The sequence below is a fragment of the Salinigranum rubrum genome (genome assembly GCF_002906575.1).
GTDB classification, from domain to species: Archaea; Halobacteriota; Halobacteria; order Halobacteriales; family Haloferacaceae; genus Salinigranum; species Salinigranum rubrum.
In genome coordinates this window covers 4,185,952-4,202,618 of the sequence record NZ_CP026309.1, presented here as the reverse complement: position 1 = coordinate 4,202,618, position 16,667 = coordinate 4,185,952, and the positions used below count along the sequence as shown (strand labels likewise).

At 67.8% G+C, this 16,667-nt stretch carries 15 protein-coding genes and 2 pseudogenes; 10 read left to right on the top strand and 7 right to left on the bottom strand.

All coding sequences use genetic code 11. From position 1 onward, the window contains the following. Nucleotides 1-2: 2 nt before the first annotated feature. The 4 genes and pseudogenes from lysW to C2R22_RS20780 all read right to left on the bottom strand — a co-directional run bounded on the left by lysW (nucleotide 3) and on the right by C2R22_RS20780 (nucleotide 3,177). Nucleotides 3-182, bottom strand: coding sequence for a lysine biosynthesis protein LysW (gene lysW / locus C2R22_RS20790; protein WP_103427470.1), 180 nt, complete (start codon nucleotides 180-182; stop codon nucleotides 3-5). Nucleotides 183-320: 138 nt separating this feature from the next. Next, complete coding sequence (locus C2R22_RS25310; protein ID WP_162562581.1) at nucleotides 321-479, bottom strand: hypothetical protein; 159 nt, start codon at nucleotides 477-479, stop codon at nucleotides 321-323. Continuing rightward, nucleotides 472-1,944 (bottom strand): argininosuccinate lyase, encoded by a 1,473-nt coding sequence (argH, locus tag C2R22_RS20785; protein ID WP_103427469.1) that lies wholly within the window; start codon nucleotides 1,942-1,944, stop codon nucleotides 472-474. The genes C2R22_RS25310 and argH overlap by 8 nt, the downstream gene beginning before the upstream one ends. Before the next feature lie 4 nt (nucleotides 1,945-1,948). Next, a pseudogene (locus tag C2R22_RS20780) lies at nucleotides 1,949-3,177 on the bottom strand (argininosuccinate synthase). 578 nt (nucleotides 3,178-3,755) lie between these two features. Between C2R22_RS20780 and C2R22_RS20775 the strand changes: the two are divergent. The 8 genes from C2R22_RS20775 (at nucleotide 3,756) to C2R22_RS20740 (ending at nucleotide 11,095) form a co-directional block, all read left to right on the top strand. Beyond that, nucleotides 3,756-5,054, top strand: coding sequence for an O-acetylhomoserine aminocarboxypropyltransferase/cysteine synthase family protein (locus C2R22_RS20775; RefSeq protein WP_103427468.1), 1,299 nt, complete (start codon nucleotides 3,756-3,758; stop codon nucleotides 5,052-5,054). Between the two features lie 83 nt (nucleotides 5,055-5,137). Next, nucleotides 5,138-6,232, top strand: coding sequence for an inorganic phosphate transporter (locus C2R22_RS20770; RefSeq protein ID WP_103427467.1), 1,095 nt, complete (start codon nucleotides 5,138-5,140; stop codon nucleotides 6,230-6,232). 115 nt (nucleotides 6,233-6,347) lie between these two features. Then, nucleotides 6,348-7,499, top strand: coding sequence for an inorganic phosphate transporter (locus tag C2R22_RS20765; protein ID WP_103427466.1), 1,152 nt, complete (start codon nucleotides 6,348-6,350; stop codon nucleotides 7,497-7,499). A 132-nt stretch (nucleotides 7,500-7,631) separates the two neighbouring features. Beyond that, a complete protein-coding gene (fer, locus tag C2R22_RS20760) occupies nucleotides 7,632-8,021 on the top strand; it encodes a ferredoxin Fer (protein ID WP_103427465.1) in 390 nt (129 codons plus the stop codon). A gap of 120 nt (nucleotides 8,022-8,141) precedes the next feature. Continuing rightward, complete coding sequence (locus C2R22_RS20755) at nucleotides 8,142-9,173, top strand: prepilin peptidase (RefSeq protein ID WP_103427464.1); 1,032 nt, start codon at nucleotides 8,142-8,144, stop codon at nucleotides 9,171-9,173. Nucleotides 9,174-9,342: 169 nt separating this feature from the next. Next, nucleotides 9,343-9,735, top strand: a complete 393-nt coding sequence (gene hisI, locus C2R22_RS20750) for a phosphoribosyl-AMP cyclohydrolase (RefSeq protein WP_103427463.1) — start codon at nucleotides 9,343-9,345, stop codon at nucleotides 9,733-9,735. A gap of 5 nt (nucleotides 9,736-9,740) precedes the next feature. Beyond that, nucleotides 9,741-10,871, top strand: a complete 1,131-nt coding sequence (locus C2R22_RS20745; RefSeq protein WP_103427462.1) for a DUF7118 family protein — start codon at nucleotides 9,741-9,743, stop codon at nucleotides 10,869-10,871. Beyond that, nucleotides 10,871-11,095, top strand: a complete 225-nt coding sequence (locus C2R22_RS20740) for a hypothetical protein (RefSeq protein ID WP_103427461.1) — start codon at nucleotides 10,871-10,873, stop codon at nucleotides 11,093-11,095. Before C2R22_RS20745 ends, C2R22_RS20740 begins: the two co-directional genes overlap by 1 nt. Nucleotides 11,096-11,105: 10 nt before the next feature. On the opposite strand, the gene glmM is transcribed toward C2R22_RS20740, so the two are convergent. Then, on the bottom strand, nucleotides 11,106-12,470 hold the full coding sequence (gene glmM, locus C2R22_RS20735; protein ID WP_103427460.1) for a phosphoglucosamine mutase: 1,365 nt from the start codon (nucleotides 12,468-12,470) through the stop codon (nucleotides 11,106-11,108). Nucleotides 12,471-12,596: 126 nt separating this feature from the next. On the opposite strand from glmM, the gene hisA reads away from it, so the two are divergent. Together hisA and hisB are read left to right on the top strand one after the other, a co-directional pair. Further along, nucleotides 12,597-13,319: a 1-(5-phosphoribosyl)-5-[(5-phosphoribosylamino)methylideneamino]imidazole-4-carboxamide isomerase gene (gene hisA, locus C2R22_RS20730; RefSeq protein ID WP_103427459.1), complete on the top strand. Its 723-nt coding sequence runs from the start codon at nucleotides 12,597-12,599 to the stop codon at nucleotides 13,317-13,319. A 258-nt stretch (nucleotides 13,320-13,577) separates the two neighbouring features. Beyond that, the gene (gene hisB, locus C2R22_RS20725) at nucleotides 13,578-14,162 is read left to right on the top strand and encodes an imidazoleglycerol-phosphate dehydratase HisB (protein ID WP_103427458.1); all 585 of its coding nucleotides are present in this window, start codon (nucleotides 13,578-13,580) and stop codon (nucleotides 14,160-14,162) included. 8 nt (nucleotides 14,163-14,170) lie between these two features. Here hisB and C2R22_RS20720 read toward each other — a convergent pair whose 3' ends face one another. After that, entirely contained in the window at nucleotides 14,171-15,430 is a 1,260-nt protein-coding gene (locus tag C2R22_RS20720) for a DUF5305 domain-containing protein (protein WP_103427457.1), read from the bottom strand. A gap of 70 nt (nucleotides 15,431-15,500) precedes the next feature. Continuing rightward, nucleotides 15,501-16,666, bottom strand: a pseudogene (locus C2R22_RS20715) (S26 family signal peptidase). Nucleotide 16,667: the final 1 nt, after the last annotated feature.

Below are 16,667 nucleotides of genomic sequence, written 5' to 3'. Positions count from 1 at the left end.
CGCTACTCTCCCCAGTCCTCTTCGAGTTCGGGCGCCTCCTCTAGGACCACGGGGTCCAAGGAGACGACCTCCAGTTCGGCGCCGCTCACGGGACTGTCGATGATCTCGCCGACCTCGACGTCGGCCGGGAGCGTGATCTGTTCGCCGGTCACCGGGTCTTCCGCAGTGAGCTCTTCTGGCATCGTGTCTCCTTCTCACCCGTGAGAGACCTTAAAACCATCGAACTTATCGGGAATAATACAATAACGAAGTATCGACTAATCGAGCGAAGTCGGGCAATTTAGAGGTTTCAAACCCGTTCCGTATCAGTAATATGTTAATTAGTCCCCTGACGGGGACGGCGGCGGGACCGCCGGTCCTGCTCGTCCCCGGACTGGAGCGTCTGCGAACGGCGGGAGGGACACGGCGGCCCCCGCGCCGACGACACGCGCAGTCTCGCGTTCGCGTTCGTACTCGTGCTCGTCGTCGTGTTCAGACATACGTCGCCACCCGTTCTTCGAGCGTCGCCTGCGCGTCTTCGAGTCGGTGCCGGCTGGTTTCGATGGCTTCGGCGTCCCCGTCGAGGCCCTCCTCGACGCTCGCGAGCGCGGCTTCGACCGCCTCGGATGCGGGCCCGCCGGTCGAGTCGCGACTCGCGACGCTCGCGGCGGGGTCGAGTGCGGCCTCGACCGCCTCGCGGCTCACGTACTCGAAGAGCGACCCTCCGAGCACGTCCGTCGTGACCGCGTCGAGCGTCGCGACGTCGGGCGTATCTCTCCCCTCTTCCTCGGCGACCGCCGCGGCCTCGGCGAGTATCTCGTGGGCCGTCCGGAAGGGGATGCCCGCCATCGCCAACCGGTCTGCGACCCCCGTCGCCGTCGAGAAGCCCTCGCCTGCGGCCTTCTTCAATCTCGCCTCCTCCCACGTCGCCGTCGCAACCGCGCCCGCGGCCACGTCCGACGCTTCGACGACCGAATCGACGGCGTCGAACGTGTGTGGATGGGCGTTCTGCAGGTCACGGTTGTACGCCCGAGGGAGACCCTTGAGCGTCGTGAGCAGTGCAGTGAGGTCGCCGACCGCCTCGCCCGCCACCGAGCGGACGAGTTCGAGCGTGTCGGGGTTCTTCTTCTGCGGCATGATCGAGGAGGTAGAGGAGTAGTCGTCCGAGAGGTCGACGTACCCCCTGTTGGCGAAGAGGATCAGGTCCTCCGCGAGGCCCGAGAGCGTCACCGCGTGGGTCGCGAGCGCGCTCGTCGCTTCGAGGAGGAAGTCCCGCGCCGACGAGGCGTCCATCGAGTTTTCGACGAGGGCGTCGAACCCGAGCAGTTCGGCCGTGCGCTCGCGGTCGACGTCGAACGGCGTGCCCGCGAAGGCCGCCGCGCCCAGGGGGGAGACGTTGATTCTCGAATACGTGTCGAGCAGTCGCTCGGTGTCGCGGGCGACCGCCGACTCGTACGACAGCAGGTAGTGTGCCACCGTCGTCGGCTGGGCCGGCTGGAGGTGCGTGTAGCCGGGCATCAGCGTCTCGGTGTGTTTCTCGGCTTCCTCGGCCAGCACCTCTCTGAGCCTGAGAGTCGTCTCCGCGGCGTCGAGGAGGTCCTCGCGGAGCCGATAGCGGAGGCAGGTCGCCACCTCGTCGTTACGCGACCGGGCGGTGTGCATCTTCCCACCCTCGTCGCCGACGATGTCGATGACGGCCGTCTCGATGGCCTCGTGAACGTCCTCGCCCTCGGGGAGTGCGCCGTGGCCCGCCGCCTCGACGTCGTCGAGCGCGGCGAGTATCTCGCCGGCGACCGCGTCCTCGACGATGCCCTGCTCGGCGAGCATCACCACGTGTGCGCGGTCGACCGCGAGGTCGGCGTCGAAGATGCGCGCGTCGCCCGCGAGCGAGGAGAGGAACCCCCGCGCGGGGCCGCCGCTGAAGCGGTCGCGGCGGACGGCGCTCTCGGGGACGTCCTCCGTCATCTCGTTACTCGTCGTCGCCGCCGTCGGTCACGGCTTCCGTCTTCTTCTTCGTCGCCGAGTCGTACGCCCGCTTCGCGAGGCGCTCCTGGAACCCGTGGTACTTTGCGACGCCCGTCGCGTCGCTCTGTTCGATACCCGCCTCGATGTCCGCGGAGTTGAACGAGGCGTGCGACTCGGAGTAGACGGCGTAGTCGGACTGACGCCCGACGGCGCGGGCCTGCCCGCCTTCGAGTTTGACCGTCGCGGTACCGGTGACCTTCTCCTGGGTGACCTCGATGAACCCTTCGAGCGCCTGCACGAGCGGTCCGGAGATCAGGCCCTCGTAGGCCTTCTCCGACCAGCGGTGGTCGACCTGCGTCTTGAACGAGCGCTCTTCCTTCGTGAGGACGAGGTCTTCCAACGCTCTGTGCGCGTTCAGGAGGACGGTCGCGGCGGGGTGCTCGTAGTTCTCTCTCACCTTCAGGCCGAGCATCCGGTCTTCCATCACGTCCGTGCGACCGACGCCGTACTCCCCTGCGAGGGTGTTGAGGTGCTGGATGAGCGAGACGGGCGCTAACTCCTCGCCGTCGACGGCCACGGGAATCCCGTTGTCGAACTCGATTTCCACCAGTTCGGTGTCGCCCGTCGGCGCGCTCGTCCACTCGTAGATGTCCTCGGGGGGACGTAGTTGGGGTTCTCCAGTTCGCCGCCCTCGACGGCGCGGGACCAGAGGTTCGTGTCGATGCTCCAGACGCCCTCGTTACCCGCCTCGACAGGCAGGTCCTTCTCCGCGGCGTACTCGATCTCCCACTCGCGGGTGAGCCCGAGTTCGCGGACGGGCGCGATGACCTCCAAGTCGGAGGCGCGCCAGACGGCCTCGAACCGGAGTTGGTCGTTGCCCTTCCCGGTACAGCCGTGTGCGAGCGCGTCGCAGTCGTGCTCCTCCGCGACGTCGAGGATGGCCTGTGCGATGACGGGGCGGGCGAGCGCGGTGCCCAGGGGGTAGCCCTGGTACGTGGCGTTCGCCTTCACGCCGCGGAAACACGTCTCCGCGAACTCCGCCTTGGCGTCGACGACGTAGTGTTCTAACCCCAGGGCTTCCGCCGTCTCTTCGGCCTCTTCGAACTCCGATTCGGGCTGTCCGACGTCGACCGTGACGCCGATTACTTCGTCGTGTCCGTACTCTTCCTCCAGGAGCGGGACACAGACGGTCGTGTCCAGCCCGCCGGAGAACGCGAGTGCGACGCGTGTCATATACATCGATGTAGCACCGCTCACGGGCTTAAATTTGTTGTTTTAGATTATGAAAGAAATGCACAGAGACGCCTATAGCCGACACAAGCGTCGTTGAAGTCGTGTGAGCAAGTCGCGGGGTGAGTGGATAGTAGTGGGCCTAGCGGCCCGGTCGTCGCGGTCGTCGGACGCCGTCGGTGGGCGCGACGAGGACAGTACGGACTCCCGGAGAAGCGTGCCGAGAGGGGGAGATCCGCGTCATTAGTTGTTCATTGATTCTTCGCGCTACTAAAACGTTGCGAGACGGTCGTGAGCGCGCGGGGAGTGTGGATACGGTCTCCGGTGACGGTCGGTCGCGGACGCGTCGACGAAGTTTCCGGAATTTAACGCGTCGACGAAGCTTCGGGATTCAGCAAGACGACCGCGCGGTTCTCTCCGCACCGCCCACCATCGAGCTGTCATCGCTCATCGAACCCAGCCCCGAATCCACACAGAACACAGCCACCCAGAGAAGCGTCCCGAACGACCGTCGTAGTCACCGGCAGTCCCCGCCTCGCACACCTATCTTTACATCCACACCATCTGAACGCAACCCACGCATGTCAGACGACGACTCACAGCCGGGATTCAACACGCGAAGTCTCCACGCCGGACAGGAACCAGACGCCGCGACGGGTTCGCGCGCGCCGCCCATCTACCAGACCACCTCGTACGTCTTCGACGACGCCGACGACGCCGCCGCCCAGTTCGCGCTCGAAGCGGAGGGGTACATCTACTCGCGGTTGATGAACCCCACCCTGGAGATGCTGCAGGGTCGCATCGCCTCGCTCGAAAACGGCATCGGTGCCGCCGTCACCGCCTCCGGCATGGCCTCGTTCGACCTCGCGACGTTCCTCCTCGCGGAGGCCGGCGACAACATCGTCACCGCCTCCTCCCTCTATGGGGGGACGTACACCTACCTCACCCACACCGTCGAGCGCCGCGGCGTCACGACGCGGTTCGTCGACACCCTCGACTACGACGCGTACGCGGAGGCCATCGACGAGGACACCGCGTACGTCCACCTCGAAACCATCGGCAACCCCGCGCTGGACACGCCGGACATCGAGCGTATTGCCGACATCGCCCACGAGAACGGCGCGCCGCTGTTCGTCGACAACACGTTCGCCACGCCGTATCTCTGCACGCCGCTCGACCACGGCGCCGACCTCGTCTGGGACTCGACGACGAAGTGGCTCCACGGCGCCGGGTCGACCGTGGGCGGGGCGCTCGTCGACGGTGGCTCCTTCCCCTGGGCCGAGCACGCCGAGAAGTACTCCGAAATCGCCAAACCCAACCCCGCCTACCACGGCGTCAACTTCGCTGAAACCTTTGGTGACGCCGCCTTCACCTACGCCGCCATCGCCCGCGGGCTCAGGGATTTAGGCAACCAGCAGTCGCCGTTCGACGCCTGGGTCGTCCTCCAGAAACTGGAGTCGTTCCCGCTCCGGATGGAGAAACACTGCGAGAACGCGATGATCGTCGCGGAGTTCCTCGACGACCATCCCGAGGTGGCCTGGGTCAACTACCCTGGACTGGAGAGCCACCCGACCCACGACAACGCCTCGAAGTATCTCGACGGCGGGTACGGCGGCATGATCACCTTCGGTCTCGACGACGGGTACGACGCGGCGAAGGGCACCGTCAACGGCGTCGAAGTCGCCTCGTTGCTCGCGAACGTCGGCGACGCGAAGACCCTGGTGATCCACCCCGCTTCGACGACCCACCAGCAACTCACCGAGGAAGAACAGGAGGCCGCGGGCGTCACGCCCGACATGGTCCGTCTGTCGGTCGGCATCGAGGACCCCGAAGACATCCTCGCCGACCTCGACGGGGCCATCGCCGAGGCGACGAAGTAACCCTCTCTCGTCGGCGCCCCGTCACGGACGGTGCTCGACCGCACGACCCGGTGTTTTTGTACGGTGGCGCGAAAGCTTCCCTCGTGACCTCGCTCCTCCTTCTCGTCGGACTCGGTGTCGCCGTCTTCGTCGGCTTCAACGTCGGCGGTTCGAACACCGGTGTCGCGTTCGGTCCCGCCGTCGGGAGCGGTGCGGTCTCGAAACTCGCCGCCGGAGCCCTCATGACCGGCTTCGCTTTCCTCGGCGGATGGACTGTCGGTCGCCGGGTCGTCACGACGCTCGGCTCGAACCTCGTCCTCGGTGACCCCTTCACCCTCCCGGTGAGCATCGGCGTGCTCTTCTTCATCGGTGGGGCGCTCTTCGTCTCGAACGTCCTCGGAGTGCCGGCGTCGACGTCGATGACCGCCGTGGGAGCCATCGCCGGCCTCGGCCTCGCGCGGAACGCGCTGGCGACCGACGTCGTCCTCGAAATCGTCTCGTGGTGGATCGTCGCCCCGCTCATCGCGTTCTGGGTGAGCGGCGTCGTCGGTCGGTACGGCTACGACGCCATCGAGGAACGCCTCGCGGTCGACACGAGCGACGGGTCGTTACTCGAACTCGACCGCTCCGGGATTCCGACGCCCCAACTCGCCGACGAGACCACGCCACGGGAGGCGACCGGTGTCTTCCTGGTCGTCGCCATCGCCTGCTTCATGGCGTTCTCGGCGGGGGCGTCGAACGTCGCCAACGCCGTCGCGCCGCTCGTCGGCTCGGGGCAGCTCTCGATGAACGCGGGCATCATCCTCGCCGGCGGAGCCATCGGCCTCGGCGCGTTCACCATCGCCCGGCGGACGCTCGACACGATGGGCGAGGGGCTCACCGAACTGCCGCTGACCGCGGCGCTCGTCGTCGCCCTCGTGAGCGCGACGCTCGTGACGGCACTGTCGGCCATCGGCATCCCCGCGAGCTTCGTCGTCATCGCCACGATGAGTACCGTCGGACTCGGGTGGGGCCGGGCGACCCGTGCCGAGGGGGCGCTCGTGGTCGACGCCGACGACGTGGTCGAGGAGGTGACCGACCAGGACGTCGCTATCGACGACCTCTATCGGCCGTGGACGACGTTGCGCGTGGTGGTGCTTCAGAACGCCGTGCCCGCCGTCGCGACGGCTGGCGCGTACGTCCTGTTCTCGGTCTGGTAGCGTGGCCTGTCCGCCCGCGACGCGCATCCGTCGCCACGGCACCCACGTCTTCGCCCCCGCTCGGTGACCCACCCTGAACAGCAGGCACTAAGGCCGTGAGGGACAACCCCTCGCCGTGGTCGAACTCCTCCTCATCGTTGGACTCGGCGTGGCGGTCTTCGTCGGTTTCAACATCGGCGGCTCCTCGACGGGTGTCGCGTTCGGCCCGGCCGTCGGGAGCGACGTCGTCTCGAAACTCGCCGCCGCCGGGCTGATGACCGGCTTCGCCCTCCTCGGTGGGTGGACCGTCGGTCGGGAGGTCGTCGAGACTATGGGCGGACAGATCGTCCCGCGCGACGAGTTCACCCTCGCCGCGAGCGTCGGGGTGCTCTTCTTCGTCGGCATCGCGCTGCTCATCTCGAACGTCTTCGGGGTGCCGGCGTCGACGTCGATGACCGCCGTGGGAGCCATCGCGGGCCTCGGCGTCGCGACGGGAACCCTCAACGAGGCCGTCATGCTCGAAATCGTCTCGTGGTGGATCGTCGCCCCCGTCCTCGCCTTCTGGGTCTGTGCGGTCATCGGACGCTACCTCTACCCCTACCTCGACGCCCGCCTCCAGCTCGGCCGCTCGAACGGGCCGCTCCTGACTCTCGACCGCTCCGGGGTTCCGACGCCCAGACTCGGCCCGGGGACCACCGTCCAGGAACTCGGCACCGTCCTCCTCGTCGTCGGTATCGCCTGTTACATGGCGTTCTCGGCGGGGGCGTCGAACGTCGCCAACGCCGTCGCGCCGCTCGTCGGCTCGGGCGTACTGAGCATCGACGTGGGTATCCTCCTCGCCGGCGGAGCCATCGGCCTCGGCGCGTTCACCATCGCCCGGCGGACGCTCGACACCGTCGGCAACGACCTTACCGAACTCCCCCTGCTGGCGGCGCTCGTCGTCGAGACGGTGAGCGCGACGTTCATCGCCTTCCTCTCGGCTATCGGTATCCCTGCGAGCCTGGCCGTGTCGGCGACGATGTGTATCGTCGGTCTGGGCTGGGGTCGGGCGACCCGTACCGTGACGCTCGGCGAGGCTGTCCGTGGTGCCTCGCCAGAGCTGTCGGTCAACGCCCTCGCCGCCGACTCGGCCGACGAAGTCGCCCCCATCGGCGAACCGGACGACACGCTCACCGCACACGAACTGTTCAACCCGGGTACGACGGGGCGGATCATCTTCTTCTGGTTGCTCACCCCCTCGGTGTCGGCCGTCACTTCCTACCTGCTGTTCTCTACGGTGGCGCTCTGAACGCCCGTCGACCCTCCGCGTGGTCACCCGTCCAATCCGACGGGTTTTGGCCGACCAAAACCAGTGACGGCGCGGGGAAACCCGGGCAGAACAGCAAAGCATAATGATGTGCGGTTCAAATCGCCGACCGAGATGCCTACGGTAGAATACCTCAACTACGAAGTGCTCGACGATCAGGGCTGGGATATGGACGACGACGACCTCTTCGACAAGGCCGCCGACGCCGGCCTCGACGACGAGGATTACGGCACCCTGGACGTCAATCAGGGCGAGTACATTCTCGAGGCCGCCGAGGCACAGGGCTACGACTGGCCCTTCTCGTGCCGTGCAGGCGCCTGTGCAAACTGTGCTGCCATCCTGACGAAGGGCGGCATCGACATGGACATGCAGCAGATCCTCTCGGACGAGGAAGTCGACGAGAAGATGGTCCGCCTGACCTGCATCGGCACGCCGACGGAGGACGAGGTCCAGATCGTCTACAACGCCAAGCACCTCGACTACCTCCAGAACCGCGTCATCTGAGCCCGGTCGTCCACCACCCTTCTTCGCTTTATTCTCTCACCAGCCGCAGCAGTGACTGGCGTTCTCGTCGCTGATTCTCCCACCCAAAGGGCTAACTCCCTCCCCTCCCCCGCCGTCTGTATGTTCGCATCGGTACCCGACCTCCTGCGTCTCGTCGCTATTCCCGTGCTGGGCTGGGCGGCGTTCTCCGACATCCGGACGCGCCGGGTCCCCAATCGACTCTGGCTCCCACTCGCCGGCCTCGGCGTCCTCCTCTTGGTGTGGGACCTCATCACGCACCTGCCCCCCGCGACGTTCGACGACCGGCTCTTCCTCGTCCAGGTCGGCGTGAGCGTCCTCTTCGTCGTCCCCTTCTCGTATCTGTTCTGGCGGCTGGGCGGCTTCGGCGGTGCCGACGCGAAGGCGCTCATCGCGCTCGCACTCCTCCTCCCCACCTACCCGGTGTACTTCCTCCCCTCGATGGCGCTCCCCCTCGTCGAGGCTCCGCTCGGCGTGTTCTCGTTCACGGTCCTGACGAACACCGTCGTCGTCGCCGTCGTCTACCCGCTCGCTATCGGCGCGCGGAACCTCCTCGCGGGTGACATCGCCCCCACCATGCTCTTCGGTCGACGGGTCGACGTGACCGACCTTCCGAGCGAGCACGGCCGACTGTTCGAGACGCTCGACGGCTACACTCGCGGCGGCCTCGACCTCGACGCCCTCCGGATGTACCTCCGGTGGCGGGGCAGTTCGTTCGAGACCCTTTTCGGCGCCCCCGAAGCGCTCCGTGACCCTGCGACCGTCGACGAGACGTTCGACCCGACCGACGGCCGCGTCGACCCTCCCGGAGTCGTCACCGACGGCGGCATGGCTCACGACGCCGAAGCGACCGACCACCAGAACCCGTCGATCACCGTTCCCGACGCCGATGTTGACGTGGACGCGTTCGACGACCCCTGGGCGGCCGAGCAGTTCCTCGACAGTATCGAGGGGACCGCCTACGGAACCACACCCGAGACGCTGCGTGACGGCCTCGAACTCGTCTCCGCCCGCGAGCGGGTCTGGATCTCACCCGGCATCCCGTTCCTCGTCCCCATGTTCGTCGGCCTCCTCCTCGCGTTCGCGTACGGGGACGTGCTGTTCGGTCTCCTCGCGGCGCTGGGTCTCGGATGAGACACGCTGTGGCGAACGGACGGCACGCTCCCTCGCGGCCGACGGTGTGCCGTCACGTCGCGGTCCGTCGACCGGTGCTTCTCACCGCATCGCCCCGGTTGGCCGCCGTTCCGCACTTGAATCCTCGGACGTCACAAGACATATCGGCCGTACGTTCCTCGTTGAGTTCATGAGTGATGCAGACGCCGCTGTCGGTGCCGAGGTCGACGTCGACCTCGACTTCGGCGACGATGGCCTCGTGCCGGCGGTCGCCCAGGACGCGGAGACGGGCGAGGTGTTGATGCTCGCGTACGCGACGCGCGAGGCGCTCTCTCGGAGTCTCGAAACCGGTCGCGCCCACTACTACTCGCGGAGCCGCGACGAACTCTGGGAGAAGGGAGCGACCAGCGGACACACCCAGGAACTCAGAGAGGTTCGCGTCGACTGTGACGGCGACGCGCTTCTCTACCTCGTCGACCAGTCCGGTGGGGCGTGCCACACTGGCTACCGCTCGTGTTTCTACCGCCGGGCCGACGGTAGCGTCGTCGGCGACCAGGTGTTCGACCCCGACGACGTCTACTGAGACCGATGGCCGAGACCGTTTCCGCCACCGACGTCACTGTCGACGACCTCGCGGCCGCCCGCGAGCGCCTCCGACAGGCCGAGGCTGCGATCGACGATTACGGCGAAGACGAGGCCCACCGGGTGGCCGAGGCGTACGGGGACGCGACAGACCTCCTCGCGGCGTACGAGGACTCCGCGACGGGCAGCGGCGACTTCGCCGCCTACGTCGAGTTCCAGGAGCGGTTCGTGACCCTCGTCGAGGACCTCCCCGACGACCTCCCGACCCGCGAGTCGTTCGAGGAGGCCAACGACCTGCTCGACCGACGACGCCTCTCCGAGAAACACTTCGAGCAGGCCCGCGACCTGCTCGCCCCCGCCCGGGAAGCCGTCGACGCCCTCGAAGAGCGCGAGGCCGCCCACGAACACCTCCGCGAGACGAGGCAGGCGGTCCGACGGCGGCTCTCGACCCTCGACGAGGAGATCGCCCACCGCGAACGCCTGCTCGACCTCGCTGCGGCCGACCTCGACGCGCCCACCGAACGGCTCCGTGACCCCATCGAGGCATACAACGCGGACGTCACGGACGCGTTCGACCGGTTCCGCCGCGAAGCGCCCGCACGCGACCTGCTCGACCTGATCGCGACCACGACCGCGTACCCGCTCGTCGACTTCGCCCGCCCGCCCGAGTCGCTCCGTGCGTATCTCGACGAGGCCTCCCTCGGGACCGAGCCCCTCCCGACGCTCCTGGAGTACGCCGGCTACTCGCGGTCGAAACTCGACCACTACGTCGACGACCCCGGCCGCTTCCGGACGCAGGCCGCGACGCACGAGACGTACCTCACGCGCCTCGACGCGACGCCGTTGACCGTCGGGTGGCCGCCGCCGGAGGCCGGCGAACTCCGGCGCTTCGCCGAGGAGTTGGTCGCCGTCGTCGCTCGATTCGCCGACGAGTCGGTCGTCGCGCGAGTCCGTCGCGTCCGTGACCTCGCACTCCGCGACGACTACGACCGCCTCCGCCAGTCGGCCGTCGCCCGCGACGAACTCTCCGACACGGAGCGCGACCGACTCGCCTCCGGCACGGTCAGAGAAGAACTCGACGACCTGCGCGCGGAGCGTGACGGCCTCCGGTCGGCGCTCGACGACGGAGGCGCGTGATGTTCACGCCGGTCACGGGCATCGCGACGGTCGTCGGTCTCGTGACGGTGCTCGTCGGTGTCGCGTGGCTCCGCGAGCCCGAGCGGGTTCACCGTCTGCAGGTGCGGTACCTCGGCTCCACGCCCCGTGACCAGTCGACCGTGCGCCGGGGGGCGCTCCCCCGCGGGTTCGCGCTGGTCGTCCTCGGCTGTCTCTGTCTGCTGTTCGTCGTTCTCTCGGTCTGAGCGTGCGCGTTTACGAGTCGTCGCGGCTGTCGAGGAGTACCCCTTCGACCTCTTCGGCCAGCGATTCGGCACGGTCGGCGTCCCGCGCTTCGGCGTAGATTCGGACGACCGGTTCGGTCCCGGAGGGACGGACGAGCACCCACGCGTCGCCGTAGTCGAGCCGGTAGCCGTCGATGGTGTTGGGCTCGACGTCCGCGGTTTCGGCGTACGTCTCGGCAGCTTCGAGCATCGCCGTCAGTTCACCCTCCGATTCGTAGTGGATGTTCACCCGTGCCGCGTGATACGCCGAGAACGGGGCGACCACCTCGCTCGCGGGTCGGTCGGCGACGAGTTCGAGGAACTTCGCGCCGGTGTACGCGCCGTCGCGGACCAGTCGATAGTCGGGGAAGAAGACGCCGCCGTTACCCTCGCCGGCGACCGGCACCGTCGCTCCCTTCGCCTGGAGCGTGCGGATGTGCGTGATGATGTTCGTCGACCCGATGGGCGTGAGTTCGAGCGTCGCGTCCGCCTCGGAGACGGCGTCGACGACCCGCTGTGAGACGTTGACGGCGGAGACGAACGTGTCGCCCGCGTCGAGGTGTGCCCCCGCGAGCGCCGCCATCGACGACTCGCCGTCGACGAACTCCCCCCGCTCGTCGACGAACACCGCGCGGTCGGCGTCGCCGTCGTGAGCGATGCCGAGGTCCGCGTCCGTCGCGCGGACCAGCCGCGAGAGACTGGTCAGGTGGCTCCCGACGGGTTCGGGCTGTCGCCCCGGGAAGCGTCCGTCGGGCGTCGCGTTCACGGTCACGACCTCACAGCCCAGCCGCCGGAAGAACTCGGGGCTGGTGAGCGCGCCGGCGCCGTGGCCCGGGTCGAGCGCCACCGTCAGTCCGGCTTCGGAGATGGTTTTCCGGTCGACCGACGCGAGCAAATCGTCGACGTACGCCCGGTTCGCCGAGTCGACGCGTCGGACCTCCCCGATTCCGTCCCACGGCTTCAGGTCGAACTCCTCGCTCAGCACGTGGTCTTCCACCTCTTCGAGGACGTCCACGGTGAGTTCGACGCCGTCGCTTCCGACGAGCTTGACGCCGTTGTACTCCGGCGGGTTGTGCGAGGCGGTGATGTGGACCGCGGGGACCTCCTCGACCTCACAGTAGCGAACCACGGCCGGAGTCGGCGTCACGCCGAGCCGGTCGACGTCGAGTCCGGCGCTCGCCAGCCCGGAGGCTGCGGCGTTCGTGAACATCTCGCCGGAGGTCCGGGTGTCCCGCGAGACGACGGCCCGGTCGGCGTCCCAGACCGTCCCGGCGGCCTGTGCCACCCGCAGGACGAACGCGGGAGTCAACTCCTCTGTGACCACCCCACGTGTCCCGCTGGACCCGAAAATCTTCATTTGTTGACCCTGTGCGGCCCGGCCCCAAAGCCGTTCCGAACGGATGCTGTGAGACCCCCCGTTCCGGCGGGCGGTTTCTCCCCGTGTGTCGGTGCGTTTACGGCCTCGCTCCTCCTCCGCTCCCGTATGTTCCCGACGTTCGAGGTCGTCCCCGCGGTCGACATGCAGGACGGCGAGGTGGTCCAGCTCGTCCAGGGCGAGCGCGGTACTGAAACCAGATACGGCGACCCGGTCGAGGCCGCCCGCCGGTGGGTCGACGCGGGGGCGAAGACGCTCCACCTCGTCGACCTCGACGGCGCGTTCGAGGGCGAGCGGAAGAACGCCGCCGCCGTCGAGGCGGTCGTCGACGCCGTCGACGTGCCGGTCCAGCTCGGCGGCGGCATCCGGACCGCCGCGGACGCCCGTACCCTCCTCGACAGCGGCGTCGACCGCGTCATTCTCGGCACGGCCGCGGTGAACGACCCCGAGGTCGTCGCCGACATCTCCGAGACGCACCCGGGGAGCGTCGTCGTCTCGCTCGACGCGCGGGAGGGTGAGGTGGTCATCGAGGGGTGGACCGAGGGGACGGGCCTCCGTCCCGCCGAGGCCGCCGGCCGCTACGAGGACCTCGGCGCGGCGGGTATCCTGTTCACCGACGTCGACGTCGAGGGGCAACTGGAGGGCGTCAACACCGACGCGGTCGAGGCTGTCGTCGACGCCGTCGACATCCCCGTCGTCGCCAGCGGTGGCGTGGCGACCCTCTCGGACGTCGAAGCGCTCCACGACGCCGGTGCGGCGGCGGTCGTCGTCGGAACCGCCCTCTACGAGGGGCGGTTCACGCTCGAAGCGGCGATGGCCGCCGTCCGGTGAGCCGAGCGCGCCGCCCCCCACGAAGGTCCGTTTCATCTCGAACCCCCCGGCTCTCGTCGACCTGCTCCGGTCCGTCATCCGTCAGCCACGTGTCTGACGCCCGTCTGCTGTCCGGCGTTTCCCGTCCGTGTCGTGAGTTCTCATTCACCAGCTTCGACCGGAAACCAAGGGGTTCGAATTTCGGACTCGTCCCCCGCCGACACCGCACCGGGCGCGCGGGACGAACCTTCTTTATCCGTCGCTCCCGTCCGCCGGGGTATGACACGGACCGCCGCACGCTCCCGCGAGACGAGCGAGACGAACATCGACCTCACGCTCGACGTCGACGGCGACGGTGACGCGACTGTCGACACGGGCGTGGGCTTCTTCGACCACATGCTCGAAGCGTTCGCCAAGCACGGCCTGTTCGACCTCACCGTCCAGTGCGACGGTGACCTCCACGTCGACGACCACCACACCGTCGAGGACGTCGCCATCGTCCTCGGCGAGGCGTTCACCGAGGCGCTCGGCGACAAGCGCGGTATCCGCCGCTTCGCCGACCGCACGGTCCCGCTGGACGAGGCCGTCGCCTCGGTGGTCGTCGACGTCTCGGGTCGTCCCCACTTCGAGTTCGACGGGGCGTTCTCCCAGTCGACGGTCGGCGAGTTCACGAGCGACATGGCGCGACACTTCGCGCTCTCGCTCGCGATGAACGCCGGTCTCACCCTCCACGCGTCGGTCGAGGGTGAAAATGCTCACCACGAGGTCGAGGCGCTGTTCAAGTCGCTCGCGCGGACGCTGGACGACGCGACGAGACTGGACGAGCGACGAAGCGACACGCCGAGCACGAAGGGCGACCTCTAATCCGAGGCCTACTCGTTCGACTTCGAAGTCCCGTCGCCCTGACCGGTCGCGCCGTCATCGTCCATTGCGCCGTCGCCGCCCATCGTGCCGTTGCCGTCCATCGCATCGTCGTTCCCTTCCGACTTCGCGTCCGCCGGCCGTGCCGGGCCGTCGCTCTCTCCCGACCCGAAATCGAACGTCGACGGCTCCGCCTCGGCCGTCGCTGGCTGCGGTGCGGTGTACACGTAGCGGAACCCCCCGTCGAGAACCGAGTACTCCGTTCCGTCCGGCGATTCGATGACAGCGTTGTTGGTGTCGATGGCGAGGTCGACGAGGTCGGCGAGCGACGACGCCTCCGCCCGTGATCGGTCGAACACCTCCGCCGGGAGCGTGAACGTCGTGATCCACTCGTCGAACTCCGCGCGGTGTTCCCGGTAGGTGAGCCACTCTCGTTCGGCATCCGTGAGTTCGAACCGATGCTGTGAGCGGGCGACGACGAGTCCCGCGAGGCCGACGAGGGAGACGAACAGGAGTACCGGCGCACCGACGCTCCTGAGCGGACCGTACGTCCGCGTCGTCGTGACCTGTCGCGTCGTCTCGAACCGGTTCGTCCCCGCCTCCGCCGGCCCGACGCGGTAGGTCCCCCCTTCGAGCGTGACGGGGAGCGTGTGGACCTGCTGTGTGTCGACCGCCCGCCCGTTGACCGTCCCCTCAACGTCGACGGTCGCCCGGACGAACGTCTCCGTGGTTCCCGTGGTTCCGCCCAGTTCCTCCTCGATCCGGTCGCGTTCCCCTGCGACCTCGGAGACGTTGAACCCGAACCGGACCCGCGCGGTGGTCCCCGGGGCGATGGTCGCGGTTCCCGTCTCCCTGAGGGGTCGGCTCGTCTCCCAGAGGACGGTCTGTTGCTCCTCCCCCTCGCTGATGACGTTCCGCGTGACGAGCACGACGTCGACGGACGTCGTCAACTCTCCACCCCCGCTCGCTCGGTAGCTGAAGACGTAACTGCCGTTCAACACGGGCGAGATGCTGGAGAAGTAGACGCTTCTGTTCTGGAGACGACTCCCCACGGGGAAGAGCGGGTTCTCCTCGGTCACCGTCGCGCTGTGGTCGAACGACCCCGACGTCTGCCACGTCTCGACGACCCGCTCCTCGGTGGTCGTCTCCGGAGAGACGTGCGTCGTGTACGTGACGGCCCCGCCGACGAGTGCGAGGACGGCGAGGACGACGAGAAGCAGGTCGAACTGCTCGTTCAGCAGTCGACGGAGACGGAGCGTTCGTCGAGACACGTATGAATCACATAGTGAGTTAGGCTATATGAACATTCTGCCTGTCGGATGGAATTCCTCTGGAACGGGTTTAGAGGCCCAGCAGCCGCCGTACGCGCCCCGAAAGCGACCCTCTCGTTTTCGTCTCTCGGGTACGCTGACGAATTCTCCCTCTCCCCAGGAGTCCGATGCTGAGGAGGTAGTACGGGACGGCGACCGTGAGGTCGACGGCGACGATGGGTGCCCACGGGTGGACGTCGTGCAGCGCGTCGATGACGGAGACCGGTAGGAGGGCGAGGTAGCGGTGTTCGACCACGAACCGGCGGTAGTAGCCGGTCTGCGGCGGCGCGGAGAGCGTCACGGAGGCGTTCCGTACCTCGCCTCGCTCGACGTAGAGTCGTTCGGGGTAACGCTCACGCCCTCGCTCGCGGGTTCGACGTAGGCGTACACTGGAACCAGACCGCCGTTGCCGACGGGGTAGGGTATCGTCTTCGACTCGCCCATCGGGATGACCGTCGGCCGCTCGGACTCGAACTCGGCGCTGACGACGCCGTACTGCTGTTGGCCCGCCGGCCCGACCATCGCGGCGGTCATCCCTCCGACGAGGAGCAACGTGAGCGCGAGCGTGACGAGGCGCGGGTCGAGGCCGGACGTTCGGCTTCGACTCCGGTCGCGACTTCTTTCCCGCTTCCCCGACGAACGGAGTTCGCCGACGAGGTAGTAGAGACCAGTGACGGCGAAGAGGAGGTACGCGATGCCCTGCGTGCCGAGGAGCGCTCGGGTGCCTGTGAGCGAGGCGAGGTTCCGCTGGACGAAGTCGAGGCTCCCTTGCACGGCTTGGACGACGGTACCGAGCGCCGGAACGACGACCACCTCGCCGCCCGGTGCCCACGCGACGGCGACGATTTGCGCTCTTTTTACAGGAGGTTCCTCACCGTCTTGGTCGGTGAACGGGTTGGCGTCGCCCTGCGTGATGTAGCCGCGCTCAGTCTCGCCGACGATTCGGTGGGTCGTGAGGCCGCCGCCCTGCAACTCTTCGGCGCGGAAGGTGACGACGTCGCCCGCCTCGGGCGGGCCGGTGAGTTGGGCCGGAACGGCGACGAAGCCGTCGCCGGGTTCCATCGTCGGAGCCATGCTGCCGGTTTCGACGAACGCGAGGAGGACGGGTTGGCCGAGGAACTGGCCGGCGAGGAGCGCGAGGACTACGAGGACGACGAGGAGTTCACCGCTGCGGACGACCGTTCGGCGAATGGGCATC

Bases quoted from the DNA above. Each gene is read 5' to 3' on its own strand.
- C2R22_RS25310 (WP_162562581.1), bottom strand. From the start codon at position 479: ATGTCTGAACACGACGACGAGCACGAGTACGAACGCGAACGCGAGACT.
- fer (WP_103427465.1), top strand. From the start codon at position 7,632: ATGCCTACGGTAGAATACCTCAACTACGAAGTGCTCGACGATCAGGGC.
- hisA (WP_103427459.1), top strand. From the start codon at position 12,597: ATGTTCCCGACGTTCGAGGTCGTCCCCGCGGTCGACATGCAGGACGGC.
- C2R22_RS20745 (WP_103427462.1), top strand. From the start codon at position 9,741: ATGGCCGAGACCGTTTCCGCCACCGACGTCACTGTCGACGACCTCGCG.
- hisI (WP_103427463.1), top strand. From the start codon at position 9,343: ATGAGTGATGCAGACGCCGCTGTCGGTGCCGAGGTCGACGTCGACCTC.
- C2R22_RS20740 (WP_103427461.1), top strand. From the start codon at position 10,871: ATGTTCACGCCGGTCACGGGCATCGCGACGGTCGTCGGTCTCGTGACG.
- C2R22_RS20775 (WP_103427468.1), top strand. From the start codon at position 3,756: ATGTCAGACGACGACTCACAGCCGGGATTCAACACGCGAAGTCTCCAC.
- C2R22_RS20755 (WP_103427464.1), top strand. From the start codon at position 8,142: ATGTTCGCATCGGTACCCGACCTCCTGCGTCTCGTCGCTATTCCCGTG.
- glmM (WP_103427460.1), bottom strand. From the start codon at position 12,470: ATGAAGATTTTCGGGTCCAGCGGGACACGTGGGGTGGTCACAGAGGAG.
- lysW (WP_103427470.1), bottom strand. From the start codon at position 182: ATGCCAGAAGAGCTCACTGCGGAAGACCCGGTGACCGGCGAACAGATC.
- hisB (WP_103427458.1), top strand. From the start codon at position 13,578: ATGACACGGACCGCCGCACGCTCCCGCGAGACGAGCGAGACGAACATC.
- argH (WP_103427469.1), bottom strand. From the start codon at position 1,944: ATGACGGAGGACGTCCCCGAGAGCGCCGTCCGCCGCGACCGCTTCAGC.